23 protein-coding genes and 7 tRNA genes are annotated in these 26,280 nt (G+C 59.5%); 20 read left to right on the plus strand and 10 right to left on the minus strand.

Translation table 11 applies throughout. The annotated features are described in order from the left end of the window. The first annotated feature begins 98 nt into the window (after positions 1–98). From I6L35_RS10215 to djlA, 3 genes are read left to right on the plus strand one after another with little or no spacing between them, the layout of a single operon-like run. Positions 99–1,109: an aminoglycoside phosphotransferase family protein gene (locus tag I6L35_RS10215; RefSeq protein ID WP_216980184.1), complete on the plus strand. Its 1,011-nt coding sequence runs from the start codon at positions 99–101 to the stop codon at positions 1,107–1,109. Continuing rightward, on the plus strand, positions 1,106–1,774 hold the full coding sequence (murU, locus tag I6L35_RS10220; RefSeq protein WP_216980185.1) for an N-acetylmuramate alpha-1-phosphate uridylyltransferase MurU: 669 nt from the start codon (positions 1,106–1,108) through the stop codon (positions 1,772–1,774). Before I6L35_RS10215 ends, murU begins: the two co-directional genes overlap by 4 nt. 19 nt (positions 1,775–1,793) lie before the next feature. After that, positions 1,794–2,627, plus strand: a complete 834-nt coding sequence (gene djlA, locus I6L35_RS10225) for a co-chaperone DjlA (protein WP_216980186.1) — start codon at positions 1,794–1,796, stop codon at positions 2,625–2,627. 81 nt (positions 2,628–2,708) lie between these two features. On the opposite strand, the gene I6L35_RS10230 is transcribed toward djlA, so the two are convergent. Then, positions 2,709–4,160 (minus strand): aminoacyl-histidine dipeptidase, encoded by a 1,452-nt coding sequence (locus I6L35_RS10230; protein ID WP_127007906.1) that lies wholly within the window; start codon positions 4,158–4,160, stop codon positions 2,709–2,711. 947 nt (positions 4,161–5,107) lie between these two features. On the opposite strand from I6L35_RS10230, the gene gpt reads away from it, so the two are divergent. The 5 genes from gpt to I6L35_RS10255 all read left to right on the plus strand — a co-directional run bounded on the left by gpt (position 5,108) and on the right by I6L35_RS10255 (position 10,004). After that, entirely contained in the window at positions 5,108–5,575 is a 468-nt protein-coding gene (gene gpt / locus I6L35_RS10235; RefSeq protein ID WP_005339007.1) for a xanthine phosphoribosyltransferase, read from the plus strand. A 172-nt stretch (positions 5,576–5,747) separates the two neighbouring features. Continuing rightward, positions 5,748–7,016 (plus strand): esterase FrsA, encoded by a 1,269-nt coding sequence (gene frsA, locus I6L35_RS10240; protein WP_216980187.1) that lies wholly within the window; start codon positions 5,748–5,750, stop codon positions 7,014–7,016. A gap of 59 nt (positions 7,017–7,075) precedes the next feature. Next, a complete protein-coding gene (gene crl, locus I6L35_RS10245; RefSeq protein WP_216952944.1) occupies positions 7,076–7,468 on the plus strand; it encodes a sigma factor-binding protein Crl in 393 nt (130 codons plus the stop codon). Positions 7,469–7,612: 144 nt separating this feature from the next. Beyond that, positions 7,613–8,716, plus strand: a complete 1,104-nt coding sequence (gene proB, locus I6L35_RS10250) for a glutamate 5-kinase (protein WP_005338991.1) — start codon at positions 7,613–7,615, stop codon at positions 8,714–8,716. A 34-nt stretch (positions 8,717–8,750) separates the two neighbouring features. Further along, complete coding sequence (locus I6L35_RS10255; protein ID WP_216980188.1) at positions 8,751–10,004, plus strand: glutamate-5-semialdehyde dehydrogenase; 1,254 nt, start codon at positions 8,751–8,753, stop codon at positions 10,002–10,004. Positions 10,005–10,090: 86 nt separating this feature from the next. Here I6L35_RS10255 and I6L35_RS10260 read toward each other — a convergent pair whose 3' ends face one another. Genes I6L35_RS10260 through rsgA form a run of 5 tightly spaced genes read right to left on the minus strand, consistent with a single transcriptional unit; the run spans position 10,091 to position 12,937 of the window. Continuing rightward, positions 10,091–10,480: a hypothetical protein gene (locus I6L35_RS10260; protein WP_216980189.1), complete on the minus strand. Its 390-nt coding sequence runs from the start codon at positions 10,478–10,480 to the stop codon at positions 10,091–10,093. Positions 10,481–10,482: 2 nt separating this feature from the next. After that, positions 10,483–10,746: a DUF2960 domain-containing protein gene (locus I6L35_RS10265; protein WP_216980190.1), complete on the minus strand. Its 264-nt coding sequence runs from the start codon at positions 10,744–10,746 to the stop codon at positions 10,483–10,485. After that, a complete protein-coding gene (locus tag I6L35_RS10270) occupies positions 10,736–11,005 on the minus strand; it encodes a VF530 family DNA-binding protein (protein ID WP_005349372.1) in 270 nt (89 codons plus the stop codon). The genes I6L35_RS10265 and I6L35_RS10270 overlap by 11 nt, the downstream gene beginning before the upstream one ends. Further along, a complete protein-coding gene (gene asd / locus I6L35_RS10275; RefSeq protein ID WP_216980191.1) occupies positions 11,002–11,874 on the minus strand; it encodes an archaetidylserine decarboxylase in 873 nt (290 codons plus the stop codon). Before asd ends, I6L35_RS10270 begins: the two co-directional genes overlap by 4 nt. A gap of 28 nt (positions 11,875–11,902) precedes the next feature. Further along, a complete protein-coding gene (gene rsgA / locus I6L35_RS10280; RefSeq protein WP_204356927.1) occupies positions 11,903–12,937 on the minus strand; it encodes a small ribosomal subunit biogenesis GTPase RsgA in 1,035 nt (344 codons plus the stop codon). A gap of 91 nt (positions 12,938–13,028) precedes the next feature. Between rsgA and orn the strand changes: the two genes are divergently transcribed. From orn to I6L35_RS10320, 8 genes are all read left to right on the plus strand, one after another. Continuing rightward, a complete protein-coding gene (gene orn / locus I6L35_RS10285) occupies positions 13,029–13,574 on the plus strand; it encodes an oligoribonuclease (protein WP_216980192.1) in 546 nt (181 codons plus the stop codon). Positions 13,575–13,752: 178 nt separating this feature from the next. Continuing rightward, positions 13,753–13,828: transfer RNA gene (locus I6L35_RS10290), tRNA-Gly, on the plus strand. A 37-nt stretch (positions 13,829–13,865) separates the two neighbouring features. Further along, positions 13,866–13,941, plus strand: a tRNA-Gly gene (locus I6L35_RS10295). Between the two features lie 33 nt (positions 13,942–13,974). After that, positions 13,975–14,050 (plus strand) — tRNA-Gly (locus I6L35_RS10300). 25 nt (positions 14,051–14,075) lie between these two features. Next, a tRNA-Gly gene (locus tag I6L35_RS10305) sits at positions 14,076–14,151 on the plus strand. Positions 14,152–14,175: 24 nt separating this feature from the next. Then, positions 14,176–14,251 (plus strand) — tRNA-Gly (locus I6L35_RS10310). A gap of 24 nt (positions 14,252–14,275) precedes the next feature. Further along, positions 14,276–14,351, plus strand: a tRNA-Gly gene (locus tag I6L35_RS10315). 24 nt (positions 14,352–14,375) lie between these two features. Further along, positions 14,376–14,451 (plus strand) — tRNA-Gly (locus I6L35_RS10320). A 228-nt stretch (positions 14,452–14,679) separates the two neighbouring features. Here I6L35_RS10320 and I6L35_RS10325 read toward each other — a convergent pair. From I6L35_RS10325 to I6L35_RS10335, 3 genes are all read right to left on the minus strand, one after another. Next, positions 14,680–14,889 (minus strand): cold-shock protein, encoded by a 210-nt coding sequence (locus I6L35_RS10325; RefSeq protein WP_005338972.1) that lies wholly within the window; start codon positions 14,887–14,889, stop codon positions 14,680–14,682. 274 nt (positions 14,890–15,163) lie between these two features. Next, complete coding sequence (locus tag I6L35_RS10330; protein WP_103250429.1) at positions 15,164–15,832, minus strand: LysM-like peptidoglycan-binding domain-containing protein; 669 nt, start codon at positions 15,830–15,832, stop codon at positions 15,164–15,166. A 99-nt stretch (positions 15,833–15,931) separates the two neighbouring features. Next, complete coding sequence (locus I6L35_RS10335) at positions 15,932–18,034, minus strand: methyl-accepting chemotaxis protein (RefSeq protein ID WP_216980193.1); 2,103 nt, start codon at positions 18,032–18,034, stop codon at positions 15,932–15,934. Between the two features lie 273 nt (positions 18,035–18,307). On the opposite strand from I6L35_RS10335, the gene gltX reads away from it, so the two are divergent. Next, the gene (gene gltX / locus I6L35_RS10340) at positions 18,308–19,723 is read left to right on the plus strand and encodes a glutamate--tRNA ligase (protein WP_216980194.1); all 1,416 of its coding nucleotides are present in this window, start codon (positions 18,308–18,310) and stop codon (positions 19,721–19,723) included. 145 nt (positions 19,724–19,868) lie between these two features. Here gltX and I6L35_RS10345 read toward each other — a convergent pair whose 3' ends face one another. After that, positions 19,869–21,119: a methyl-accepting chemotaxis protein gene (locus tag I6L35_RS10345; protein ID WP_005340980.1), complete on the minus strand. Its 1,251-nt coding sequence runs from the start codon at positions 21,117–21,119 to the stop codon at positions 19,869–19,871. Between the two features lie 32 nt (positions 21,120–21,151). On the opposite strand from I6L35_RS10345, the gene I6L35_RS10350 reads away from it, so the two are divergent. From I6L35_RS10350 to putA, 3 genes are all read left to right on the plus strand, one after another. Next, positions 21,152–21,970, plus strand: coding sequence for a potassium channel family protein (locus I6L35_RS10350; RefSeq protein WP_041233893.1), 819 nt, complete (start codon positions 21,152–21,154; stop codon positions 21,968–21,970). Positions 21,971–22,115: 145 nt separating this feature from the next. After that, positions 22,116–22,721 carry a TIGR04211 family SH3 domain-containing protein gene (locus tag I6L35_RS10355; protein WP_005340977.1) on the plus strand — a complete coding sequence of 202 codons (606 nt, stop codon included), beginning with the start codon at positions 22,116–22,118 and terminating at the stop codon, positions 22,719–22,721. A gap of 332 nt (positions 22,722–23,053) precedes the next feature. Next, on the plus strand, positions 23,054–26,218 hold the full coding sequence (putA, locus tag I6L35_RS10360; protein ID WP_216980195.1) for a bifunctional proline dehydrogenase/L-glutamate gamma-semialdehyde dehydrogenase PutA: 3,165 nt from the start codon (positions 23,054–23,056) through the stop codon (positions 26,216–26,218). Positions 26,219–26,280 lie beyond the last annotated feature (62 nt).

Below are 26,280 nucleotides of genomic sequence, written 5' to 3' on the forward strand. Positions count from 1 at the left end.
CATTGCATGTCATTGCTTTATGTTAGCCGGCAATGATAAAGCATTATTGCGGCCAGGGCTAACAGCCAAGTGCTGCTTTCCACCTTGGTCCCCGACTTATGCACGATCGCGATTCCCTGCTATTGCGGTGGGCACGCCAGATATCAGGCGATGCCACCCTTCAGTTGACCCTTATTTCCGGTGATGCCAGTTTCCGCCGCTACTACCGTGGTGCAGGGCTGATATGGGTAGATGCCAATCCGAAAACCGAAAAAAATCATGAATTTGTTCGTAACGCGGCCGCCTTGCTGGCGCGTCAGCTGCTGGCGCCAGAGGTGAAGGCGGTGGACTACGAACAGGGCTTGCTGGCGGTCAGTGACCTGGGCGATACCCAGCTTATCAGCCGCCTGAACGAGCACAACGTGCTGGCCTGGTATGGCAAGGCCATTGATTTGTTGCCCCGACTGGGGGCAGTCGACCTGGCACTTGAACCCTTCGATGCCGCTTTTATGGCACGGGAGAACAGTATTTTTCCCGAGTGGCTGCTGGGCCACCATCTAAAACTGACCCTGAGCGATGAAGAGCAGCAGTTGCTCGATGAGACCTTTGCCTGTCTCACAACCTGCAATCTGGCTCAGCCGCAAGGGGTCATGCACCGGGATTTCCACAGTCGCAACCTGATGGTATGTGGCGGAGATACCCCCGAGAGCAGCACCCTTGCCATCATCGATTTTCAGGATATGGTCATCGGGCCGCTCACCTATGATCTGGTCTCCCTGCTGAAAGATTGCTACGTACGCTGGCCAGACGAGGTGATCGATGAAGGGATGCGGCACGGCTTTGCCACCCTGCAACAGGCGGGTCTGCTTGGTGAGCTCGATTATGCCAGTTTCCGTCGTGATGCCGACCTGACCGGCATGCAGCGCCACCTCAAAGCTGCGGGGATCTTCACCCGGCTCTATCATCGCGACGGCAAGCTTGGCTATATCAAGGATATTCCCCGTACTCTCGGCTATGTGGTGGATGTCTGTCGCACTCATGGTAGTGCCTATCCGGTACTGGCCCGTTTTGGTCAGTGGCTGGAGCAGGTTGTGTTGCCGGGGATTGCCAATGCAGGGGTTAAACCATGAAGGCGATGATCTTGGCCGCTGGCCGTGGCGAGCGGATGCGCCCGCTGACCGACCTGCTGCCCAAGCCGTTGTTGGCTGTCGGGGGCAAGCCGCTCATCGTTCATCACATCGAAAAACTCAAAGCCGCCGGGGTGACCGAGTTGGTGATCAACCACGCCTGGCTCGGCCACAAGCTGGTCGAGAGCCTTGGTGATGGCAGTGCGCTTGGCGTGACCATCCACTGGTCAGCCGAAGAGAGTGCGCTGGAGACTGCGGGCGGCATCGTGCAGGCGCTGCCGCTGCTGGGCTCTAAACCCTTTTTGGTGATCAACGGCGATACCTGGCTCGATCTCGATTATCACACTCTGGTCAGTCAGCCCCTTGGCGATGATCTGGCACATCTCTGGCTGGTGCCCAATCCGCCCCAGCACCCTAGCGGGGACTTTGCCCTGCAAGGGGGGCGAGTCATGGATACGCCAGCGTTTACCTTCAGCGGGGTCGGACTATATGATCCGGCGGCCTTTGCCGGTCTCGCGGGCGGTGCCCGCAAGCTGGCGCCCCTGCTCCGTGACTGGATGGCGCAAGGGCGGGTGGGCGGCAGCCTGCTCGCTGGCGAGTGGCGCGATATCGGCACGGTCGATCGACTGCGCGAGCTGGATGACCAGCTCCAGGCCCGCACTCATTAACTTCAAGAGGTCTTGAACCATGCGTATTTGGGGTAAGGTGCTGGGCGCCTTCTTCGGTTTTCTGCTCGGCAATATCATCGGCGCCCTGATTGGCCTCTGGATTGGCCACCGTTTCGACCGTGGCATGGGGCTGCAGGGGGCGTTTCGTCGCGGCCCGACTCAGGCGCCGCAAGCCGTCTTCTTCCACGCCACCTTCTCGGTGATGGGCCACATCGCCAAGGCCAGCGGTCAGGTGACCGAGCAGGAGATCCGGGTTGCCTCCAACCTGATGGATCGTATGCGGCTGGCGGGTGAACAGCGTGCCCGGGCGCAGGAGTCGTTTCGTCTCGGTAAAGAGGCTGATTTCCCGCTGCGCGAGACCCTGGCCGAGTTCCGCCGTGCCAGTCTGGGGCAGCGCGACATTCTGCGCTTTTTCCTCGAGGTACAACTGCAGGCTGCCTTTGCTGACGGACGGGTAGAGGAGGGCGAGCGCGCCATTCTTCATACCATCGCCGACGAGCTGGGGTTCAGTCGCATCGAGCTGGCCCGCATTCTGGCGATGGCCGAAGCGCAGATGAACTTCTTTAATCAGGCCCATGGTCAGTATCAGGGGAGCCATTCCGGTGGCCAGCAGTATCGGCAGGAGGCACCCTCTGCGGATCGTCTCAAGAATGCCTACCAGTTGCTGGGGGTGAGCGAGAGCGACAGCGATCAGGATATCAAGCGCGCCTACCGCAAGGAGATGAGCAAGCATCACCCGGACAAGCTGGCCGCCAAAGGGCTGCCGCCGGAGATGATGGAGATGGCCAAGGAGAAGACCCAGGAGATCCAGCAAGCCTGGGAGTGGATCCGCGAGGCGCGCGGCATCCGGTAAGTGCCAACGTCAGGTTGGAACAGACAATAAAAAGCCCCGCAGCAGTGCGGGGCTTTGTTTTGCCGTGTGGCGCAGGCCGGGTTATTTGGCCGGAATCGCTTCCAGCACGTGCACCAGCAGTTGCCAGAAACGTTCGACCGCCGGGATGTGTACCTTCTCGTCAGGGGAGTGGGCACCGCGGATGGTCGGGCCGAAGGAGACCATGTCCCACTCCGGATAGGCGCTCTTGAACAGACCGCACTCGAGGCCGGCGTGGATCACCATGACGTTGGGCATGGTGCCAAACAGGGTCTGGTAGCTGTTGCGTACCAGCGCCATGACGGGGGAGTCCACGTTCGGCGCCCAACCCGGATAGGCCCCGGTGAATTCGCAGCTGGCGCCTGCCAGGGTGAACAGGGAGCGGGTCATCTGCTCGATGCTCTCGCGGCCGGAGTCAATCAGGGAGCGGATCAGGCACTGGACGTACACTTCGCCATCCTGAGTCTTGATGACCCCCAGGTTGGTAGAGGTTTCGGTCACGCCGGGCATGGCATCGCTCATGCGCATCACGCCGTTCGGGCAGGCCATCAGGGCATCCAGCAGGCGCTGCTGCAGGGAGACGCTCATCAACTTGGCCGGTTTGGCGGCGTTGTTGACCAGCACGGTCAGGTTCGGCTCGGTGGCGGCCAGTTCGGTCTGGTAGATCCCGGTGTAGCGGTCAACCAGCGCCTTGAACTCGTTTACGCTGGCTGCGGGCACCAGCAGGGTGGCACGGGCTTCGCGCGGGATGGCGTTGCGCAGGGTGCCGCCGTGGATCTCGGCCAGACGAACACCCAGCGGCTCGGCTGCTTTGAGCAGACGCACCAGCAGCTTGTTGGCGTTGCCACGACCGCGATGAATGTCGCAACCGGAGTGACCGCCACGCAGCCCTTTCACGGCCAGTTCGAACGCTTCACCTTCAGCAGCATCAACCAGCTCGAGCGGGAAGCGGATATTGGCATCCACACCGCCAGCGCAGCCCATATAGACTTCGCCATCCTCTTCGGAGTCGGTGTTGAGCAAAATTTCGCCCTCCAGCCAGCCCGCTTCCAGTCCGAAAGCGCCGGTCATGCCGGTCTCTTCGTCTGTGGTCAGCAGCACTTCCAGCGGACCGTGCTTGATGGTCTTGTCAGCCAGCACAGCCAGGCAACCGGCCATACCGATGCCGTTGTCGGCACCCAGGGTGGTACCACGGGCCGTGACCCACTCACCATCGACATAGGCATCGATGGGATCGGTCGCGAAGTCGTGTTTGGTGTCGGCGTTGGCCTGCGGCACCATGTCGATGTGGGCTTGCAGTACCACGGCTTTGCGGTTTTCCATCCCCGGGGTGGCCGGTTTCTTGATGATGATGTTGCCGACCTTGTCCTGCTTGACCGCCAGACCTTCCCCCTGAGCCCATTGGATGATCCAGGCGCTCAGTTTGGCTTCATGTTTGGAAGGGTGGGGAATGGAGCAGATCTGTTCGAAGAAATGCCAAATCAGTTTGGGAGAGAGAGAGCTAAGCTGTGCCACGTCGGGACTCCTTACCAGCACGGAATTAACAGGGCCCCATCAGCGGGCCGGGGAAGAGGATAACGATAATACAGTCAATCACACAAAAATGTGAGCAATCAGCGCAAATCGCAGGCAGCTTGTGCTGGCTGATGGCAACCTGGCAGTACGATCGTCAGGTTCGGACGACGCTGACCGATAGAAAAGAAAATGTGTGACCGATCTCACAAAAATATTGAATTTAACGCACCGACTGGTAAATTAGCTCCCGTGGTTCGCCACCCTTCAGGATGACGATGAAAGCCTCCAGGGAACCGAAGCAAAGCAAGTGCGCCTCCATGGAACCGAGTGTTCGTTCAAGGATTTGAGCCCGCATTAAAGGTACGTAACTTGTTAAGCAATCAGGAGTTTCAATATGCCAGGCAGCAACTCAACCTATTGGTTTGCCCCCTCTTTGTATACCCAGGGTTTCAGCTACCCTAACCCCTTCGTCACTCGTCGCTAAGACGAGCTGCCCAACCAGGCAGATGCGAGAAAGCAGCAGGTGCGTGAGGTAAATCCTCCCCCTGCTATTTTTTTATCTGCGATTTGCCGCACAGCCCATTTGGACTCGGCAGCAGGGACGGCAGGTTAGTCGTTTGGCGCTCTAGATGTGCCGAATGGAGAGGGTGATGCCGATTTTTCCTGTTTTTGGCATACGTTTGCCAGGCATTTTCTCTGCAAACGGTGCTATCATATCGGCCCAACAGCCTGTCCGCGGTTTGGACACATCATCTAACCGATCGCCGGATAAGCCCATCTTGCTTCCATTGTTATCAGATTTGCTGCCGAGGCTTAGCCCTGAGGCAGCCGAAGTGCAATCTGAATTCAGTCGGGCAAGGGCCGCCATTTACTGGCATCCGCAGGGATAATTGCGGGTGTTGTTATTTTAAGTGATTGTTTTTAAATAACTATTCGAGATCGATAACATGCCGAAAAAGTTCTATGTGTCGTGGGACAACCTGCAACGTGAAGCTCGCCGTCTGGCCCGTCGTCAGCTGCCTGTCAGCCAGTGGAAAGGTATCATCGCGGTCAGCCGTGGTGGCCTAGTGCCCGCAGCCCTGATGGCCCGTGAACTTGGCATTCGTAATGTGGAAACCCTCTGCATCTCCAGCTATGACCATGACAGCCAGCGCGAGCTGGTGGTCGTGAAGGCTGCCACCACCGCTGGTGACGGCGAAGGCTGGCTGGTGGTGGAAGATCTGGTCGACACCGGCACTACCGCCAAGGCGATCCGCGAGCTCTACCCGAAAGCCAAGTTCATCGCGATTTTCGCCAAGCCGATGGGCGAAGCGCTGCTGGACGATTTCGAAGTGGCGATCCCGCAGGATACCTGGATCGAACAGCCGTGGGATATGGCACTGGAGTTCGCCACACCGATCTGCGACGAAAAGTAACGGGATCGGGATGTGACGCTCGCTGCGTCCATTGGTCGCAACCGGCAATAATGGTTTCACAGGGCTCCAATTTGGAGCCCTGTTTTTTTGTGTATCAATCTGTTGCAGGGTGGCTGATGGGCAGTAAAAGTGGTTAAGATGAGCTATTGCCTGATATGAATAGGACACAATCTTGGACTTGAACGACGACCTCAATCTGACCGAAAAGCTGTTTACCCGGGTCAAGAAGGTGCTGGAAACTTCCGAGATCTCCAACTCCAGCCCGGCGGACATTGCCGAAGCAGAGTCAGACGAGATGTTTATCGACGGCTCCATGTCAAAGAGCTGGTATCGCCTGCTGCGCCGCCCCTCCTGGGCCTGGCAGGGGGCCGACCCGGTCGAGGTTGAGCAGACTCTGGCCCGCATCGCCATAGCGACCGGTGAACGCACCCATGACTGCTATCTCGATACCATCAAGGGCTATGTGCCTGGCAACTGGATCTATGAGTGGAGCCAGGTGGCTGGTAACTACTTCAAGCTTGGGCGCGAACTGCGTGAGCAGGGGGATGCAGCTGGCGCCTTGAAACAGCTGCTCAAGGCGGTGCGCTACTATTCCATCGCCAGCTACCCCCATCTCAAGGATGATGAACTGGCGGATCAGGCCCAGCTGCTTGGCAATATGGCCTATCGCGAGGCGGGCCGGTTGTTCAAGGTGCCGCTCAAAGAGATCCAGGTGCCCTTTCGCGGCAAGCATATTCAGGGTTATCTCCACCTGCCGACCACCGACAAACCGGTGCCTCTGGTGATCATCAGCGGGGGGATCGACTCTCTGCAGCTCGATTTCCTCAACTTCTATCTCAAGCGACTCGAGCCCAACGGCATCGGTATGCTCTCCCTCGACATGCCGGGCATCGGCTATGCCGAGCATTGGCCATTGGTACAGGATACCAGCCGCCTTCATCAGGCTGTGCTGCACTATCTCTCCGAAGTGGCCTGGGTCGATCATCAGCGTATCGCCATGGTGGGAATGCGTCTGGCGGGCAATATCGCAGCCAGACTGGCCTTTATCGAACCCTTTAAGCTGCGCACCGTGGTCTGTGTCGGGGCCGGGGTCAATCAGGTGTTTACCAATCAGGAGTTGTTTGCCAAGTGCCCGCGCATGATGCGGGACAGCCTGGCCAACCGGTTGGGCGCTGATGCGGCTCATTGGGATACCATGCGTACCAAGTGTCAGGTATTTTCACTGAAAACGCAGGGATTACTGGGGACTCGCACCTCTGTGCCGATATTGAGTATTGGACACAAACGAGATTTCATCTGTCCCGAGCAGGATGTACGGGCATTGGCGGCGGCCAGTCGTAACGGCAAGGCCATCGTCTTCGACAAGCAGCCCTTGCTTGAGGTGTATGACAAGGCGCTGGACGAAATCGTCGAGTGGCTGAAACAGCATCTATGTATCTGATGCGCTGAAGGACTGACGCCATCCCGAGGTGGCGCGGCTTGTTTAACAGGGAGGTTAACATGTCTGAAAGAGTGACCTACAAGCGACTGCTGAGACAGTTTGCTGCCATTGGCCCCTATTTGCGTGAGGATCTCTGTGAAGAGGGGCGTTACCGTTTCGACAGTCTTTCCGTTTGTGTCAGTGCCAAACCGGCGCCAGACAAGCGGGAGTTCTGGGGTTGGTGGCTGGTGCTGGAGCAGGAGGATCATCTGTTCCGCTACCATTACCAGTTCGGATTGTACAATGCCGATGGCGAGTGGCTCGACAAGCCGATCCCCAAGAAGCACCAGGTCGAGGTGGAACGGACCCTCAACCGTTTCTACAAATTGATCAGTGACAAACTGGCCTCGCTCGAGTGTCAGCTAGTGCCTGCCGAACAGGTGACCAACGAGTTGAGTGTAACGGCTGCCTGAGCCTCTGATGCCCTGCGAGAGGTTGTGACGAGCTCGCAGGGAGACTCTTGCCCCATCCTTTCATCACCCTTTATGGAATTGCCTTGCAGGGCCCCATGGCCGTGGGTATAAAGATATTCCTTATTTTTTAGCCTTTATGCTCCCATGGAAAACAGAACCATAGTCGTCAAGTTGGGCACCAGCGTGCTCACAGGGGGGTCTTCCCAGCTCAATCGTGCCCATATGGTCGAGCTGGTCAGACAGTGTGCGGCCTTGCACCGTCACGGCCATCGGGTCGTGGTTGTCACATCAGGAGCTATCGCCGCCGGGCGTGAACATCTGGGTCACCCGCCACTGGCGCCAACCCTTCCCAACAAGCAGATGCTGGCGGCGGTTGGTCAGACCCAGCTTATTCGGGTATGGCAGGATCTGTTCAACCTCTACGGTCTGCATATCGGCCAGATGCTGCTGACCCGCGCCGATCTGGAAGATCGGGAGCGCTACCTCAACGCCCGCGACACCATGCGCACCTTGCTCGATCACCGCATTATTCCGGTCATCAACGAAAACGATGCGGTGGCGACCGCCGAGATCAAGGTCGGCGACAACGACAACCTCTCCGCACGGGCCGCCATTCTAGCGGATGCGGATCTGCTGATCCTGCTGACAGACCAGAAGGGGCTCTTTACCGCCGATCCGCGCACCAATCCCGATGCCCAGCTTATTGAAGAGGTGCAGACCATCGACGATACCTTGCGATCGCTGGCGGGTGACAGTGTCAGCGGCCTTGGCACCGGCGGCATGGCTACCAAGCTGCAGGCCGCCGATGTGGCCCGTCGAGCTGGTGTCAACGTGGTGATCGCGACCGGCCAGATGCCGGAGGTGATTGGCCGTCTTGCCAAGGGTGAGCGGATTGGCACCCTGTTTCCCGCGCTGGCGTCCCCGCTGGAAGGACGCAAGAGCTGGATCCTGGCAGGCCCACCTCCTCACGGCGAAGTCCATGTTGATCAGGGGGCTGTCGCCGCCATGAAGGATAAAGGCTCCAGCCTGCTGCCCAAGGGGATCGTTGCGGTCAAGGGCGACTTTATTCGGGGCGATGTGGTGCGTATTCTTGATCCCAAAGGCGCCGAGTTGGCGCGCGGTATCTGCCGTTACGACCATCTGGAGCTGGATAAACTGCGCGGCGTCCACTCGGATCAGATTGAGCAGGTACTGGGCTATGGATATGGTTCAGTAGCCATCCATCGAGACGATATGGTGCTGCTCTAATCAGGGCGGCACAGCATGAACAAAGGGAAATGAGATGAGTCTGGAGAAAATGGGGCAGGCGGCCCGAGAAGCCGCCTATCAGCTGGCTACCATCAGCACGGCGCAGAAGAATCGGGCACTGGCCGCCATCGCCGACGAGCTGGAAGCGCGCAGTGAGCAGGTCCTCGCCGCCAACGCGAAAGATATCGCCGCCGGCCGTGAAGCGGGCTTGTCAGAGGCGATGCTGGATCGCCTGCTGCTCAATCCGGCCCGGCTAGCCGGTATCGTGGCAGATGTGCGCAAGGTGATCACGCTGGACGATCCGGTCGGCGCCGAAATGGATAGCCGGGTGCTGGAAAATGGCCTGCGTCTCTCCCGTCGTCGGGTGCCCATCGGGGTTATCGGCGTCATCTACGAGGCGCGCCCCAACGTCACCATCGACATCGCCAGCCTCTGCCTCAAGACCGGTAACGCCAGCATACTGCGCGGCGGGCGCGAGACCTTCCACTCCAATCTGGAACTGGTGCGGGTGATCCAGCATGCCTTGGCGGCCTCCGGTCTGCCCGAGGCGGCGGTGCAGTACATCGACAACCCGGATCGGGCGCTGGTCGGCGAGCTGCTGCGCCTCGACCGCTATGTAGACATGATCATCCCCCGCGGTGGCGCCGGCCTGCACAAGATGTGCAAGGAGAACAGCTCCATCCCGGTCATCATCGGCGGGTTTGGCATCAGCCACATCTTCGTCGACGAGAGCGCCGATCTGGTGCGCTCTCTGGCGGTTATCGACAACGCCAAGGTGCAGCGCCCCTCCGCCTGCAACGCCCTCGATACCCTGCTGGTACACGAGAAGGTGGCAGCCACCTTCCTGCCGCAACTGGTGACGCTGATGAACGAGCGCAAGGTGACGCTGGTGGCCGCGGCCAACACCATGACGCTGCTGGCGGGTGCCGACAACCTGTGCGAGGCGGGGCCGGAGGATTTCGATACCGAGTGGCTGGGGCTGACCCTGGGGGTCAAGCTGGTGGCGGATGTGAACGAGGCGCTGGCCCATATGCGCGAGCACAACGCCGGCCACTCCGATGCCATCCTGACCAACGATCTGGCCAACGCCGAGCGTTTCGTCAACGGGGCCGGTTCGGCGGCTGTCTACGTCAACGCCTCGACCCGTTTCACCGATGGTGGCCAGTTTGGGCTGGGGGCCGAGGTGGCGGTCTCGACCCAGATGCTGCACGCTCGTGGCCCCATGGGGCTGACCGAGCTCACCAGCTACAAGTGGGTGGGGCAGGCCGATTACCTTAGCCGCGCCTGATAACAGTCTGTTTCACATACAAAAATGCCGACCACTTGGGTCGGCATTTTATTTGGCGGATATCGGGAAGATATCAGGCGTTCGGGTTACTCCCCCTGATAGAGCACCTTGTCACCGGATTTGAGCACATAGCCCTTCCAGGGGAAGAGGGTGTAGCCGCTACCCTGCCACGACCAGTTGCCTTCCATGCCCTGACGGGCAAGCTGGTGCTGCTCGCCAGTGGGCAGGGTGAGCTCGGCCTTGCTCTGATCGGTGTTGAACAGCACGAACGCGCTGCTGGTCTGGCCGGCATCGGTCGGATTGAGCCGGATACCCTCTTCAAACAGGCGCACACATTTGCCAGTCAGCGCCGACCACTGATAGCCCGCACTGCCGATACAGCCGTGGCTGTCGCGATCGCTGCCCACCAGATGTTGTTCCGGTGTACTGCATGCCGCCAGCAGCAGAGAGGCGGCCATCAGAATCAAGGTTCGCATGGTTACTCCTGATCCTCTTCGAGATTGTCCCGTTCGATGACGATGTTGGAGAATCCCAACTCTTTGAAGTAGTTCTCCTGGTAATCCTTCACGCTTTTCTTGTCACGGCGACATACCTGAGCCAGCTGGGCCTCCATGGCGTGGAAACTGGAGAGATCCAGCCCTTCGGCTGCGGCGATGGCGTCGTAGATGCTGCGGAACTTGTCGTTGGCATAGCCGAGCTCTTTGGCCTGTTTTTTATAGGTGTACGTAATCTTAAAGGCCATCTTGCCCTTCCTTCTTCGATTTGGCTTGCTTGCGCTGGACGTAGAGGTAGAGGCTTTCGACCTTCTCCCGAGCCCAGGGGGTCTTGCGCAAGAACTTCAGGCTGGACTTGATGCTGGGATTATCGGTGAAGCAGCGGATATTGATCTGCTGCCCCAGCTCTTCCCAGCCATAGTGCTCGACCAGCGCGGTGACGATGGCCTCCAGCGTCAGCCCGTGCAGCGGGTTGTTCTTCTGCGAGGCGTTCGGTTGCTCGCTCATGCCTGCTCCGCCAGCTTGGCAAAGGGCTGACCCATGCGGGTGGTGACCCCGTTGGCCAGATGGGGCTCGAAACCGGCCAGCATGCCCGGGCCAAACAGGCAGACCACGGTGCTGCCCAGCTTGAACAGCCCCATCTCGGCGCCTTTTTGCAGGGTGATGGCCTCGTCGCCTGTGTAATCCCAGCGCACCACCTTCTTCTCTTTGGTTGGCGCAATGCTGCCGGCCCAGATGGTTTCGATGCTGGCCACGATAGTGGCACCGACCAGCACCAGCGCCATGGGGCCGTGTGGGGTGCGGAAGGTGGCCACCACCCGCTCGTTGCGGGCAAACAGGTTGGGCACGTTCTCGGCGGTGAGCGGGTTGACGGAGAAGAGATCCCCCGGCACGAACACCATGCTCTCCAGTACGCCGTCCAGCGGCATGTGGATGCGGTGATAATCCTTGGGCGCCAGGTAGATGGTGGCGAAGTCGCCATCCTTGAACGGTGCCACCAGATCCTCATAACCGCCCAGCAGCTCGCGGGCGCTGTAGTCGTGGCCCTTGGCCTGAATGATGCGACCCTGCTGGATGGGGCCGAGCTGGCTGACGGTACCATCCACCGGCAGCGCCAGAGTCATGGCATCTTCTACCACGGGGCGGATTCCGGGCTTGAGCTCGCGGGTGAAGAACTCGTTGAAGCTCTTGTAGTGGGCCGGGCTCTCGTGCAGCGCCTCGCTCATGTCGACCTTGTACTGCTTGATAAAAGCCTCGATCACTTTGGTGGTGATGTTGCCCGCTTCGGCAGCGGCAAATTTGCCGATCAGACGGGAGAGGGCGTGCTTGGGCAGACAGTATTGACCGGCAATTTTCAGGTTGTCAGTAATGCTCATGTTCATCATCAACGTAGGTTTATTAGGGTCACAGGCGCGCCTGTTGGCGACCGTGACGGGCTTCCTGCATGGTTTCCAGGATGCGGTGATAGTTGTGGAAGCGATCAGCGCTGATGGCGCCCGCGTCGACCGCGGCGCGCAGGGCACAGCCGGGATCGTCCTTGTGGGTACAGTCGCGGAACTTGCAGCCACCCAGATAGTCGCGGAATTCGACGAAGCACCAGGTGATGCGGTCGGCCTCCAGATGCCAGAGGGCGAACTCGCGGATCCCGGGGGAGTCGATGAGATCGCCACCGCTCGGGAAGTGGTAGAGCCGCGCCGTGGTGGTGGTGTGCTGGCCGAGCCCCGAGTTCTCGGAGATCTCGCCGGTGAGCACATCCAGCCCCGGCATCAGGGCATTGGTGAGGGACGACTTGCCGACCCCGGACTGGCCGACGAAGATGCTGATCTTGTCGGTCAGTGCGGCTTTCAGCTCATCGAGCCCTTCGCCGCTCTCGCAGCTCACCAGCAGCACTTCGTAATTGAGTTTGCGATAGGTTTCGAGCTGGCTCTCGATGCGCGCTCTGGCGGCATCATCGAGCATGTCGACCTTGTTCAGCACGATGAGGGGGCGGATCTCCACATCCTCGGCGGCCACCAGATAGCGGTCGACGATGTTGGTGGAGAACTCGGGCATCACCGCCGAGACGATGATGATCTGGTCGATGTTGGCGGCGATGGGTTTGACCCCGTCGTAGAAGTCCGGCCGGGTCAGTACCGAGTGGCGCGGATGCACCGCCTCGATGACGCCCGCTGTCGCGGCATTGAGGCCGGGACGCCACACCACCTTGTCGCCACAGACCAGACTGCTGATGCTGCTGCGCCGCAGGTTGCTGCGGTGGATGGTGCCATCGCTCGCTTCCACGTCCGCGTGTTGACCGAAACGGCTGATCACCACCCCTTCGATGGCCGGGCCAAACAGGGTGTCATCCACCTCTGTGGTGTGCTCTTTTTGCAGCCGACGCTCGCGGTTGGCCTGGACGCGTCTTTGTTGACCCAGATTGAGTTTTGCTTTCTTTGCCACTCGATTCGCCAGTTTATGAACAGATCCAAAGCCAGTATGATACATGCAAATTGGCAAAATTCCGCCATTCCTCCCAACAGAGAGAGTAATCATGACAGTCAGCGCGCAGAACCTGGTATGGATCGACATGGAGATGACGGGTCTCGACCCCGAAGAGAACGTGGTACTGGAGATTGCCACCATCGTCACCGACAAGGACCTGAACGTGCTGGCCGAAGGGCCGGTCATCGCCATTCACCAGAGCGACGAAGAGCTGGCCAAGATGGACGAGTGGAACGTCAACACCCATACCAACAGTGGTCTGGTGGCCCGGGTCAAGGCGAGCCAGCATGACGAGGCGAAAGCCGTTGCCGAGACCCTCGCGTTCATTCGCCAGTGGGTGCCGGAGCGCACCAGCCCGCTGTGCGGCAACAGCATCGGTCAGGATCGCCGCTTCATGGTCAAGCACATGGCTGATCTGGAAGCCTTCTTCCACTACCGCAACGTCGACGTCAGCACCATCAAGGAGCTGGTACGCCGCTGGCAGCCGGAGTTGCTGGATCAGTTCAAGAAGAGCGGCACCCACCAGGCGCTGGACGACATCCGCGAATCCATCGCCGAGCTGCAGTTCTATCGCAGCCACGTCTTCAAGATCTGATTCCCCGGCAAGGGTTTGTCATGCGCTGGCTGCTAAAATCGACAGTTCGGCCAGCTTTTGAGCGAACGCGCGCAACCAGACAAAAAAGCCCTTGCAATTGGAATGACTGCTCTTATAATTCGGCTCCCGTACAGTAGCGCAAGCAACCAAATGCTGTACGGCCTGTTTTAAGGTAGTTGCGGGAATAGCTCAGTTGGTAGAGCACGACCTTGCCAAGGTCGGGGTCGCGAGTTCGAGTCTCGTTTCCCGCTCCAAAAATCTGATGATGACACTGGTGCAAACCAGCCCGATGCGGGAATAGCTCAGTTGGTAGAGCACGACCTTGCCAAGGTCGGGGTCGCGAGTTCGAGTCTCGTTTCCCGCTCCAATCATCAGCCAGCCTCAAGACAACCAAATTGTTGCGGGAATAGCTCAGTTGGTAGAGCACGACCTTGCCAAGGTCGGGGTCGCGAGTTCGAGTCTCGTTTCCCGCTCCAAAAAATTTGTAAGTGATATTCCGATGCGGGAATAGCTCAGTTGGTAGAGCACGACCTTGCCAAGGTCGGGGTCGCGAGTTCGAGTCTCGTTTCCCGCTCCAATCACTTGCAGATGACATTCTGTTGCGGGAATAGCTCAGTTGGTAGAGCACGACCTTGCCAAGGTCGGGGTCGCGAGTTCGAGTCTCGTTTCCCGCTCCAAACATTTGTAAGTGACATTCCGTTGCGGGAATAGCTCAGTTGGTAGAGCACGACCTTGCCAAGGTCGGGGTCGCGAGTTCGAGTCTCGTTTCCCGCTCCAATCACTTGTAAATGACATTCTGTTGCGGGAATAGCTCAGTTGGTAGAGCACGACCTTGCCAAGGTCGGGGTCGCGAGTTCGAGTCTCGTTTCCCGCTCCAATCTCTCTTCGAAGCTTTCATAATCCCTCTGAATTGCCCTTCACATCGCGTTGCGATGCTTTGTCGTATCTGGCGTTTACTCAGCGAGTCTCCGCCGCCTTCTGCGAACAGGAAGGTGGTACGGGTTCATTGTGCGGGTTTTACGAGGGAAAGGTGGTTGGCAGGAAGAATTGCGGGCAAAAAAGAGGAGGGGCCTTGGCTCCTCCTGCATGATTCACTGGCGCGGGCTTAGACCAGAGTAACGTTCTCAGCCTGAGGGCCTTTTTTGCCCTGGGTCACAGTGAACTGGACTTTTTGACCTTCAGCCAGGGTTTTGAAACCGGTGCTCTGGATGGAGGAGAAGTGAACGAATACGTCCGGACCCTGGGATTGTTCAATAAAGCCAAAACCCTTGGTTTCGTTGAACCATTTTACTTGGCCGGTGCGAATGTCAGACATGTGCTAAATCCTATCAATAACAAAATGAAACTAAGCCCGTGCTGGGCTGCATTTGCCTTGCAAGCAGGGGTTGGCTCATGACTGACCACGTCTCTTTGTCCCAGTAGCACGTAGAACAATCCCTGTCTAAAGCACAAACGATTGTACGTTAGCGCCGATCCTTGTCAATTTGACCCCTTTCGTTTTTTGAACAAGCTAAAAATATTGTGAAGTCAGTAGCTTATTTGAAGATATTTGACTGAAAAAAAACGGGAGGCCAGCGCCTCCCGTGTTGTTATTCCTTGAGGGCGAACCCTTCGCCCTGCCGGTCGTAGCGGTAAACCGCCTGACCGTAGGAGCGGATCTCCACCCGCTGGATGCGGCGGGTGTCGTCCACCAAGATGAAGATAGAGCGGCCCGATTGCAGGCGGGTCAGGGGGCGATCCGGCCCCTCGATGGCGATCAGGCGGCTCAACTCGGCACCGGGTAACTCGAATTTACGCCAGATGGAGTAGAGGGTCTCACCCGCCTGCACATCGTGTTGCAGCCAGGTACCGTTGACCTTCTCTTCGACCGGCTTGGCTGCCGCGGGGGCACTGCCTGCCGCGCCATTACCGACAGTTAGAGCTTGAGCAGGCACGGCCAGCGGCACTTCCAGCGAGCCGGAAGGGGCGGCTTTGGGGGCGGATGGTGCCGGCTCCCAGGCCAGCACCAGCAACCAGAGCGGGATCAGGATCAGCAGACCTATGGTGTTTTTGCGGGGCAGCGGGCTGGACAGCTTGAATTTGCCTGCTTTGGCATCCTGGCGGCGTTGACCGAGGTTGCTCATCCCTTGGCCAAAACGTTGGCGCAGGGACAGGGTCGCGGCATTGATGCGATGGAGCAGGGATCCTTGTGATTCGTCTTGGCGACGCTGCTGGGCTCGTCTGTTATGGCCTCGTGGGCGACGGTCCGGGGTGGGCACGGCATTTACCTCTCACTACATTGCCTGCCATCAGGCAAATTCGCCGCCTATGGTAAACGGACTCGCCCCCGAGGGGGAGAGTCCTGAGGCGGAAAATTATCAGCTGAGACGAAATTGACCCAGTAATTGCTGCAATTTGTCGGCCGCCTGACGCAATGCCTGACTGGCTTTGGCCGTTTCGGTCGCATCCTGAGCAATGTCGTTGGCCAGTGCGTTGGTTTTTGACAGGTTGCCGGAGACGGTTTCTGAGACCGAGCTCTGCTCTTCGGCGGCGGAGGCGATCTGATAGGTCATGTCGTTGATGGTGGAGATGGCCTGGTAGATGCTGCCGAGCGCCTCTTCCGCCAGATCCGCTTCGCTCACTGCCTGATGGGTCAACTGCTGGCTCTGGGTGATGGCGTTGACTGCATTGGTGGAGCTGAGGCGGATCTTCTCGATCAACTCCTGGGTATTCTGCACCGCCTGCTGGGTATTGCCTGCCAGTTTGCGCACCTCGTCGGCCACCACCGCAAAGCCGCGGCCTTGTTCGCCAGCCCGTGCAGCCTCGATGGCGGCGTTGAGGGCCAGCAGGTTGGTCTGATCGGCAATCCCCTGAATGACGGTGAGGATGCTGGTGATCTGGGCGCTGTCGTGGGCCAGCCCTTCCACCACTTCGGCCCCTTTGCCGGCTTCTGCTGCGACCTTGTGCATCGACTGGATCACCTGCTGGAAGCGCTCCTTGCCCTGATCGGCAGCGCTTTGCGCCTGTTTGGCCGAGTCGGCGGTATTGTTGGCGTGGGTGGCGACCTCCTGACTGACGTAGGACATCTCCTGTACCGCGGTCAGCATCTGCTCCATCTCGGCCTGATGATGCTGCAGATTGTTGTCGGTCTGACCGGCAATGCGATCGGTGTCACCGGCGTAGCGGTTCACCTCGCTGGCAGTCTTGAGCACATCCCCGAGCAACCCTTGCAGCTTGTCGATAAAGCGGTTGATCCCCTTGGCGAGATCCCCCAGCTCATCCACCGAGCGGGTCGTGAGGCGTTTGGTGAGATCCCCTTCACCATCGGCGATGTCATCCACCAGGCTGACCATCTGACGGATGGGGCCTGTGATGCTGCGTGCAATCACCAGCATGGTGGCCAGCGCCAGTACCAGTACGATAAAGGCACCGACCAGCTGCTGGGTCACCGCGGCCCGGTTCATCTCATTGAGCTGGCTCTCCAGCTGATCGGCCCCCGCCAGTACCACCTTGTAGGGCAGGGTGACGATGATGGCCCAGTTGCGGCTCATTCCCGGCACCATGATGGGGACGGAAATACGGAATGACTCGTCCAGCTCCTGACGTTGCACTTCCGGTTTCAGGTACTGCTGCCACTGGTTGCCCAGCACCTTACTTGCGCTGCTGCCGAGCAGGCTGGCATCACCGCTGGTGCCTGTGATGACACCGGCGGCGCTGACGATCAGGGTTTCCCCCTTGCCGTCATAGATGTTGCTGTTGAGGGACTGTGCCTGACGGCTGATGGAGTCCACCGCCAGATCCAGCGCGGCGATCCCCTTGAACTGACCATCCACCATGATGGGGGTGGTGATAGTGCTCACCAGCACCTGCTGACCGTTGATATCCACCTTGAAGGGATCGATCAGACAAGACCGTCCTTCCCGTTTCGGGCAGGCGTAGTAGTCGTTGGCGGGATTGCCGAATTCGTCCGGGTCGGTTTTTTCGATGGAGAGCAGCAGATCGGTGCCGATTTGATCCTTGTCGCGATAGAAATAGGGGACAAAGCGCCCCTTGCTGTCGCTACCGAGCGCGGTCTGACCGGCAAAGCTGGCATCCTGACCGTCGAAACCGTTGGGCTCGAAGCCGGCAAAGGCGCCATAGAGCTGGGGCTCCAACGCCAATTGTGCCTTGAGCAGGTCGGTGGCCTGCTGGCGATCCAGCGGTAGTTTGCCCTGTTGTTGCAGGGCGAGGGCGCTGGCCATCTGCTGGGTGTAGGAGAGCCCTTTTTGCAGCAGCTGGGTGATGGTGGCCGCCTCGGCGCGGGCATTGGCGCTGACCTTCTGCCAAGCCTCCTGCTGCAGCGCTTCACGGCTGGAGCTGATGGTCAGTTGTTGGGTCTGTTGGCCGGAGTATTGGTTGAGCAGGATCAGGATGACCAGGGCTGCGGTCATGGCGATCCCGGCCATCACTAGAATGCGATTCTGGATAGAACGGAACTGCATCGTCTCTTCCTTGTTCGTGAGAAGTGTGGTGAGCGTTATTTGGGTATCGACCGGAGGAGGCAGCTCTCCAGCATTGTGCATAGCAAATCGGAAACGGGGCTTCTGTTTTGCGATCCTCTTCAAATATCGGGCTACAGATGCAAATGGCGACAGATTTAACCCCCTACTTTAGCCCGCAATGGCGTCATGGTTTTCCCATCCGTGATTGTCGGTGCTAAAATGCGACGGTTTTTTTAACGAATTGGCCCAAGGCCCTCTACACAAGGCTTAAAGATGAAAGTCAAAACCCGTTTTGCTCCCAGCCCGACCGGCTTTTTGCATGTCGGCGGTGCCCGTACCGCACTCTATTCCTGGTTGTTTGCAAAGAACCAGGGCGGTGAGTTCGTGCTGCGTATTGAGGATACCGACCTGGAACGTTCCACTCAGGAGGCGATCGACGCCATCATTGAGGGCATGGAATGGCTGGAGCTGAACTGGGATGAGGGCCCCTACTACCAAACCAAGCGCTTCGATCGCTACAACGCGCTGATCGACGAGATGCTGGCCGATGGCCGCGCCTACAAGTGCTACTGCTCCAAAGAGCGTCTGGAAGCGCTGCGCGAAGGCCAGATGGCCAACGGCGAGAAGCCCCGTTATGACGGCAAGTGCCGCGATCATGCCCACGATCACTCGGCCGATGCGCCGCACGTGATTCGCTTCCGCAACCCGACCGAAGGTTCCGTGGTGTTCGATGACCACGTCCGTGGCCGCATCGAGTTCGCCAACACCGAGCTGGACGATCTGATCATCCGCCGTACCGACGGCGCGCCGACCTACAACTTCTGCGTAGTGGTCGATGACTGGGATATGGAGATCACCCACGTGGTACGTGGCGAAGACCACATCAACAACACCCCGCGCCAGATCAACATCTATAAGGCGCTGAACGCGCCGGTACCGGAATTTGCCCACGTATCCATGATCCTGGGTGACGACGGTGCCAAGCTCTCCAAGCGCCATGGTGCAGTCTCCGTGATGCAGTACCGCGATGACGGCTACCTGCCGGAAGCGCTGCTGAACTATCTGGTGCGTCTGGGCTGGTCCCACGGCGATCAGGAGATCTTCAGCCTGGAAGAGATGATCAAGCTGTTCAGCCTGGATGCCATCTCCAAGTCTGCCTCTGCCTTCAACACCGACAAACTGCTGTGGCTGAACAACCACTACATGCGCAGCCTGGATCCGACTTATGTTGCCAAGCATCTGGCATGGCACATGGAAAACCAGAAGATCGACACCAGCAATGGCCCGGCGCTGGCCGACGTGGTCACCCTGCTGGCCGAGCGCTGCAACACCCTGGTCGAGATGGCCGCCCAGAGCCGCTATCTGTTCGAAGATTTTGAGGCGATCGACGAAGCGGCTGCCAAGAAGCACCTGCGTGGCGTCGCTGCCGAGCCGCTGGCTCTGGCCAAGACCAAGCTGGCTGCACTGGATAGCTGGACCACCGAAGCGCTGCACGAGCTGATTGAAGCGACCGCTGCCGAGCTGGGTCAGGGCATGGGCAAGGTTGGTATGCCGCTGCGCGTGGCTGTTACCGGTCTGGGTCAGTCCCCGGCCATCGACGCCGTGATGGCGCTGGTGGGCAAAGAGCGTGTACTTGCTCGTATCGACCGTGCGCTGGCTTACATCGAAGCCCGCATGGCTGCCGAGTAACTGCTGCCGATGTGGCAGGCGAGGGGATAACCCTGCTCTGCCACATGCTGAATAGAAAAAATCCGAAACCACTGGTTTCGGATTTTTTTATGGCCGGGAGCTGCGGTGGGGCACCATGGTGGTCATGCCCGACCTGGACGAGCTGTCAGGCCAGCTTGAAGGACTGGATCTGGCTGTCGAGCTCCTTGCTGTGTTGTTCGACCAGCTCGGAGGCTTCTTGCAGTTCGCGCAGTACCACGACGGAGCCTTCAGCGATCTGCCTGACCTGCTCCAGATTGCCGCGCATCTCTTCGGCGACCGAGCTCTGCTGCTCGGAGGCGGCGGCGATGTGGCGGTTCATGTCGGCGACACCCTGTACCCGCTGCACTATGGTGGCGAGCTGGGTACCGGCCTGGGTCACCTGTTCCACTCCTTTGTCGGCCTGGCGCACGCTATGGGCCATCAGTTCGGCGGCCTGAGCTGCATTGCCCTGCAGTTGTTCGATCATCTTCTGGATCTCGACGGTGGCGGCCTGGGCGCGGTTAGCCAGCTCGCGCACCTCGGAGGCCACTACGGCAAAGCCACGACCCGCTTCACCGGCGCGGGCCGCTTCGATGGCGGCGTTCAGTGCCAGCAGGTTGGTCTGCTCCGAGATGCCGCGAATGGTGTCGACTACCGAGCCAATGCGCTCGACCCCTTGCTCCACCTGATTGACCACGGTAGCGGAGCGCTGGATATTGCCGGAGAGGGTGTCGATGGTGTTGACGGTCTCGGTAACGCAGCGGCTCCCCTCCTCGGCCAGCTGGCTGGTTTCGGCGGTGGCGTGAGAGGCTTGATCCGCATGGGTGGCCACTTCGCGAATGGCGCCGACCATCTGGCTCATGGCGCTTGCCAGTTGCTCAATCTGGGTGAACTCTTCGTTGATCGCTTCGTTGGCCTCTTCCATGCAGAGAGTAACCTGAGAGGCGATGTCGTTGAGCTCCTTGCAGGCGGCGCGCTGGTTGCCAAACACTGCTTTGAGGTTTTCCTGCGAGTGGGAGACCGCCTTGGCGATATCACCGAACTCGTCACGAGACTTGAGCAGTACCTTGTGGCTGAGGTCCCGCTTGGCGAAGCGCTCCAGCAGGCCCACCAGATAGTGCACCTGCTTGACCATCAGGCGAGAGCCGGTGAGCAGCAGGATTACGAACAGCAGCCCCATGATGGTGGTCTCCATCAGGCCGGTCCAGAGCAAGCGATTGGAGATCGCATCTGCCTTGGCGGGATCAAGCCCTTCGCTGAGCAGAGTTGACTCCAGATTGTTGGCATCAAACCAGAGTTTGGTCAGTAGCAAAATGGTACTGAACACCATCAGCAACACTACTTTTGGCACCAGCCGAATGTTGCTCATCCGCTTCTCTAGCAGGTTTAACTGCATCGTGAAATCTCCTTTGAAAATCGCTTTTTCCTTTGCCCTCAGGACTATCGGCATTATCTTCTCTTTTATTAATTTGCACTGTGCTTAAAGTTGGAAAATGTATGCGACATCACTTAACTCATCTGCGGGCGATGGATCTGCTGATGGCATTTCTGTCGATTATCTCGGTTGTGCTGGTGACGGCCCGCTGGTGGGGGCAGGCAACCCTCACTCCCCAAACCCTGCAGCTCTTCTATGACCTGGACAGCCTGATCTGTTACTTCTTCCTTGCCCATTTCGCTTATGGTTGGCTTCGGGCCCCTGATCGAAAATCCTTCTTCAAGACCAACTGGATCTATCTACCAGGCAGTTTGCCGATGGTGGAGCAGCTGCGTTGGGCCCGTTTGCTGCAGCTTTGGCGGGTCTATCAACTGTTCAAGGAGAACCCGGATCTCTGGGCCATGTTCCGTCGCGAGCGAAACGAGACAACCCTCTCCGGCATCCTGTTCCTCTTTTTCCTGCTGCTGGGGTTGGGATCCGGTGTCATGTACTGGATTGAGTCTGGTCAGCCCGGCAGCCAGATTGAGACACCTTATGACGCATTCTGGTGGACGCTGGTGACCCTCTCCACAGTCGGTTACGGGGATCTGGTGCCCAAAACAGAGGAAGGGCGTTTTGTTGCCAGCCTGCTGATCCTGTTCGGGGTCGGTCTGTTTGGTGCCATCAGTGGTTTTATGGCCAGCATCTTTTTGCAACCGGCCAAGGAGAGCGAAACCGACAAGTGGCGTCATCACTACAACAACCAGCAAGAGGAGTTGCTGCGGGAGATCCGCGCCCTGCGCAGCGAGGTGCGGGAGTTAAAAAGCAAGTGAGGGTGCGGGTGGGCAAGTGGCGAGGTAGCTCGCCACTCTGTGCTATTTATCCGGGGGCGCAGATTTTTCTTTGCTTGTCCTTTAACCTGCTGGCGGCTTAACATTCAACCTCTTGTCCAAACCAGAAAAAGAGAACCGATCGACCATGCGCGCCCTTCTCGGGATTTTGATCTGCTTGTGTGCCCAACAGGCACTGGCCGACACACGTTATGTTTCAGACAACATCTTTACCTATATCCACAATGGTCCGGGTACCCAGTACCGGATTCTCGGTAGCGTCAAGGCTGGTGAACCGCTGGAGGTGAAGGCGGTGAACGGCGATGCCGGATTCACCCAGGTGGTGGACGGGCGTGGTCGCGAAGGGTGGATAAAAAGCAATGAACTGCAGAGTGAGCCCAGCTTGCGCGAGCGGCTCCCTCAGGTAGAAAAGGAGCGGGATGAGCTCAAGGCGCGCCTGCAAAATCTCAACGGTGACAACGAAAAACGCTTCACCGAGAAGGATGGCCAGATCGCGGCCCAGAGCAAGGAGATCGCCGCCCTCAAGGCTCAGCTGGCCAGCCAGGGTGAAGAGATGAACAATCTCAAAGAGCAGAACGATGCCCTGACCCAGAGCTACGACAACCAGGAGCACGACATGCAGATGGACTGGTTTATCCGTGGTGGCGCCATGGTGGGGGCGGGGATCCTGCTCGGCATCCTGTTGCCCATGCTGCCCCGCCGTCGCAGCCGTGGCGATCGCTGGATGAACTGACAGCTTCTGGCTGACTGAATTGATGAGAAGGGTCGCCGTGGCGGCCCTTCTTTTTTTGGGCGCATTGGGACATCCGGTATTGGGTGGGATGCGTGGCTGCTTTGCGACAGGACGGGCGGTGGCAGATCGTATACAAAATGAAGTCAGATGACCCTCATGTTTACTGGCAGGCCGGCTTAAAAAGGGAATAAATGAGTTGAATTAGCGATCTTTGTTAAGGATTGGCAACAAATTCATTTCATATAGGGGAGGATATTGTATACATTGTCGGCGTTTCGGCGGTGCGACCGCCTTTGTCGATATCAGCCTTAGGGCGTACAGGAAGACCCCATATGTTCAAAGCTACTCAAGTGCTTGCCGCTGACTATATCCCCTCCGATCTGGCCGCCCTGCGCGAAGCCATCACCCAAAACTACGTGGTGGATGAAAATGCCTATCTGGCCGAACTGTCGGCCATGCTGCCGGGAGATGGCGCCTCGCTGGAGCAGGTGACCCAGCGTGCCCGTACTCTGGTGACCAAGGTGCGCAAGGAGAGCGGCTCTGGCGACGGTATCGATGCCTTCCTGCAGGAGTACAGCCTGGATACCCAAGAGGGGATCATCCTGATGTGTCTGGCCGAGGCGCTGCTGCGCATTCCCGATGCCGAGACCGCTGACGCCCTGATCAAGGACAAGCTCTCCGGCGCCAACTGGTCATCTCATTTCCGCAAGAGCGACTCTACTCTGGTCAACGCCTCCACCTGGGGGCTGATGCTGACCGGCAAGATTATCAAGCTCGACAAAAAGCTCGACGGCAACCCGGCCAACCTGCTGGGGCGGATGGTCAACAAGCTGGGGGAGCCGGTGGTGCGATCCGCCATGTATGCCGCCATGAAGATCATGGGCAAGCAGTTCGTGCTGGGGCGCGACATGAAGGAGGCGCTCAAGGCGAGCCGCAAATCCCGCGAGCTGGGCTACACCCATACCTACGACATGCTGGGTGAATCTGCGCTGACCATGCAGGATGCCGACAAGTATCTGACCGATTACCGCAACGCCATCGAGGCGGTGGGCAACGAGCGGATCAGCGACGGCGGCCCGGCCCCCTCCATCTCCATCAAGCTCTCGGCACTCCATCCACGCTATGACGTGGCCAACCGCGAGCGGGTGCTCGGCGAGATGTGCGAGCGGCTGGTGGGGCTGGTGCGTCTGGCCCGCGACAAGGATGTGGCCATCAGCATTGATGCCGAGGAGATGGACCGCCTCGAGCTGTCGCTGGATCTGTTTGAGCAGCTCTACCGCTCCGACGCCAACCGTGGCTGGGGCAAGCTCGGCATGGTAGTGCAGGCCTACTCCAAGCGCGCCCTGCCGGTACTCTGCTGGCTCACCGCGCTGGCCCGCGAGCAGGGTGACCTCATTCCGGTTCGCTTGGTAAAAGGCGCTTACTGGGACAGCGAACTGAAATATGCCCAGCAGGCGGGCCTGCCCGGTTACCCGCTCTTTACCCGCAAGGCGGGCACCGATATATCCTACCTCGCCTGCGCCCGCTACCTGCTGAGCGAGCCGACCCGCGGCTTTATCGCTCCCCAGTTCGCCACCCACAACGCCAATACCGTGGTCAGCATTCTGGAGATGGCCGGTGATCGCCAGTTCGAATTCCAGCGCCTGCACGGCATGGGGGAGGAGCTGCACAACGCGGTGCTGAACGACAATCCCGGCCTGCACTGCCGCATCTATGCGCCGGTCGGCGCCCACAAGGATCTGCTGCCCTATCTGGTGCGCCGCCTGCTGGAGAACGGGGCCAACACCTCCTTCGTTCACAAGCTGGTGGATCCCAATACCCCGGTGGACTCGCTGGCCGAGCATCCGCTGCGCACCCTCAAGCGCTACTCCGGTTTTGCCAACGACCGCATTCCGCAGCCGGTGAACCTCTTCACCGACCGCAAGAACTCCAGCGGCGTCAACATGAACATCCTCTCCATCCAGCGCCCCTTCTTCGCCCGCTTGAAAGAGCTGGAGAGCAAGCAGTGGCTGGCAGGGCCTATCGTCGATGGCGAGACCCTCAAGCGTAGCGAGGCACGCACTGTGCTGAGCCCGCAGGATGTGAGCCTCACCGTCGGCAAGATCCACTGGGCCGACGAGCAGGCGGTGGAGCAGGCCTTGGCATCTGCCCACGCTGCCTTCCCGCGCTGGCGTGAAACCCCGGTGAGCGAGCGTGCTGCCGCGCTGGAGAAGCTGGCGGATCTGTTGGAAGCGAACCGCGAGCAGTTTGTCTCCCTCTGTACCCGTGAGGCGGGCAAGCTGCTGCAAGATGGCATCGACGAGGTGCGTGAAGCGGTCGATTTCTGCCGCTACTACGCGGTGCAGGCCCGCGGCCTGATGGGGCAGGCGACCCTGTTGCCCGGTTATACCGGCGAGCAGAACGAGCTGTTCCTGCAGGGGCGCGGTGTCTTTGTCTGCATCAGCCCGTGGAACTTCCCGCTGGCGATCTTCCTCGGCCAAATCGCCGCTGCGCTGGCCACCGGCAATACCGTCATCGCCAAACCGGCGGAGCAGACCGGCCTTATCGCCCATCTGGCGGTGACTCTGGCCCATCAGGCCGGTATTCCGGGCGACGTGCTGCAACTGCTGCCCGGTGACGGCGCCACCGTGGGTGCCAAGCTGACGGCGGATCCGCGCATCGGCGGCGTCTGCTTCACCGGCTCTACCGAGACCGCCAAGCTCATCAACATGACCCTGGCCCAGCGCGATGGCGCCATCCTGCCGCTTATCGCCGAGACCGGCGGCCAGAACGCCATGATCGTCGACTCCACCGCCCTGCCGGAGCAGGTGGTGCGCGACGTGGTGAGCGCCGCCTTCCAGAGCGCCGGTCAGCGCTGCTCGGCCCTGCGGGTGCTCTACCTGCAGGAGGAGATCGCCGAGCGGGTGCTGGAGATCCTCACCGGTGCCATGCAGGAGCTGAAAGTGGGCAACCCGGCCGAGCACAACACCGATGTCGGCCCGGTGATCGATGCCGATGCCAAGGCCGGTCTTGATGCTCATCTCGCCTACATGATCCCGCGAGCTCGCCTGATTGCGCAGGCGCCGATGCCCGCCGCGACCATGGAGGGACACTTCGTCCAGCCGACCGCACTGGAGATCGGCTCCATCCGCGAGCTGGCCAAGGAACAGTTCGGTCCCATCCTGCACGTGGTGCGCTACGCCACCCGGGATCTGGACAAGGTGATCAGCGACATCAACGGCACCGGCTACGGCCTGACGCTCGGAATCCACAGCCGCAACGAATCCCACGCCGAGGAGCTGGCGAGCCGCATCAACGTGGGTAACGTCTACATCAACCGCAACCAGATCGGCGCCATGGTCGGGGTGCAGCCGTTCGGCGGCCAGGGGCTCTCCGGCACCGGCCCCAAGGCGGGTGGCCCCCACTACCTGAGCCGCTTCGTTACCGAGAAGACCCGCACCATCAACACCACGGCGGTGGGCGGCAACGCCTCCCTGCTGGCGATGGGCGATGCCTGATCCGCGTCGATAGAGACCGGATACGGGATGCCGGATAACAGCGGGCCGCCTCAGGGCGGCCC

The sequence above is a fragment of the Aeromonas sp. FDAARGOS 1405 genome, from assembly GCF_019048265.1.
Taxonomy (GTDB): Bacteria; Pseudomonadota; Gammaproteobacteria; order Enterobacterales; family Aeromonadaceae; genus Aeromonas; species Aeromonas veronii_A.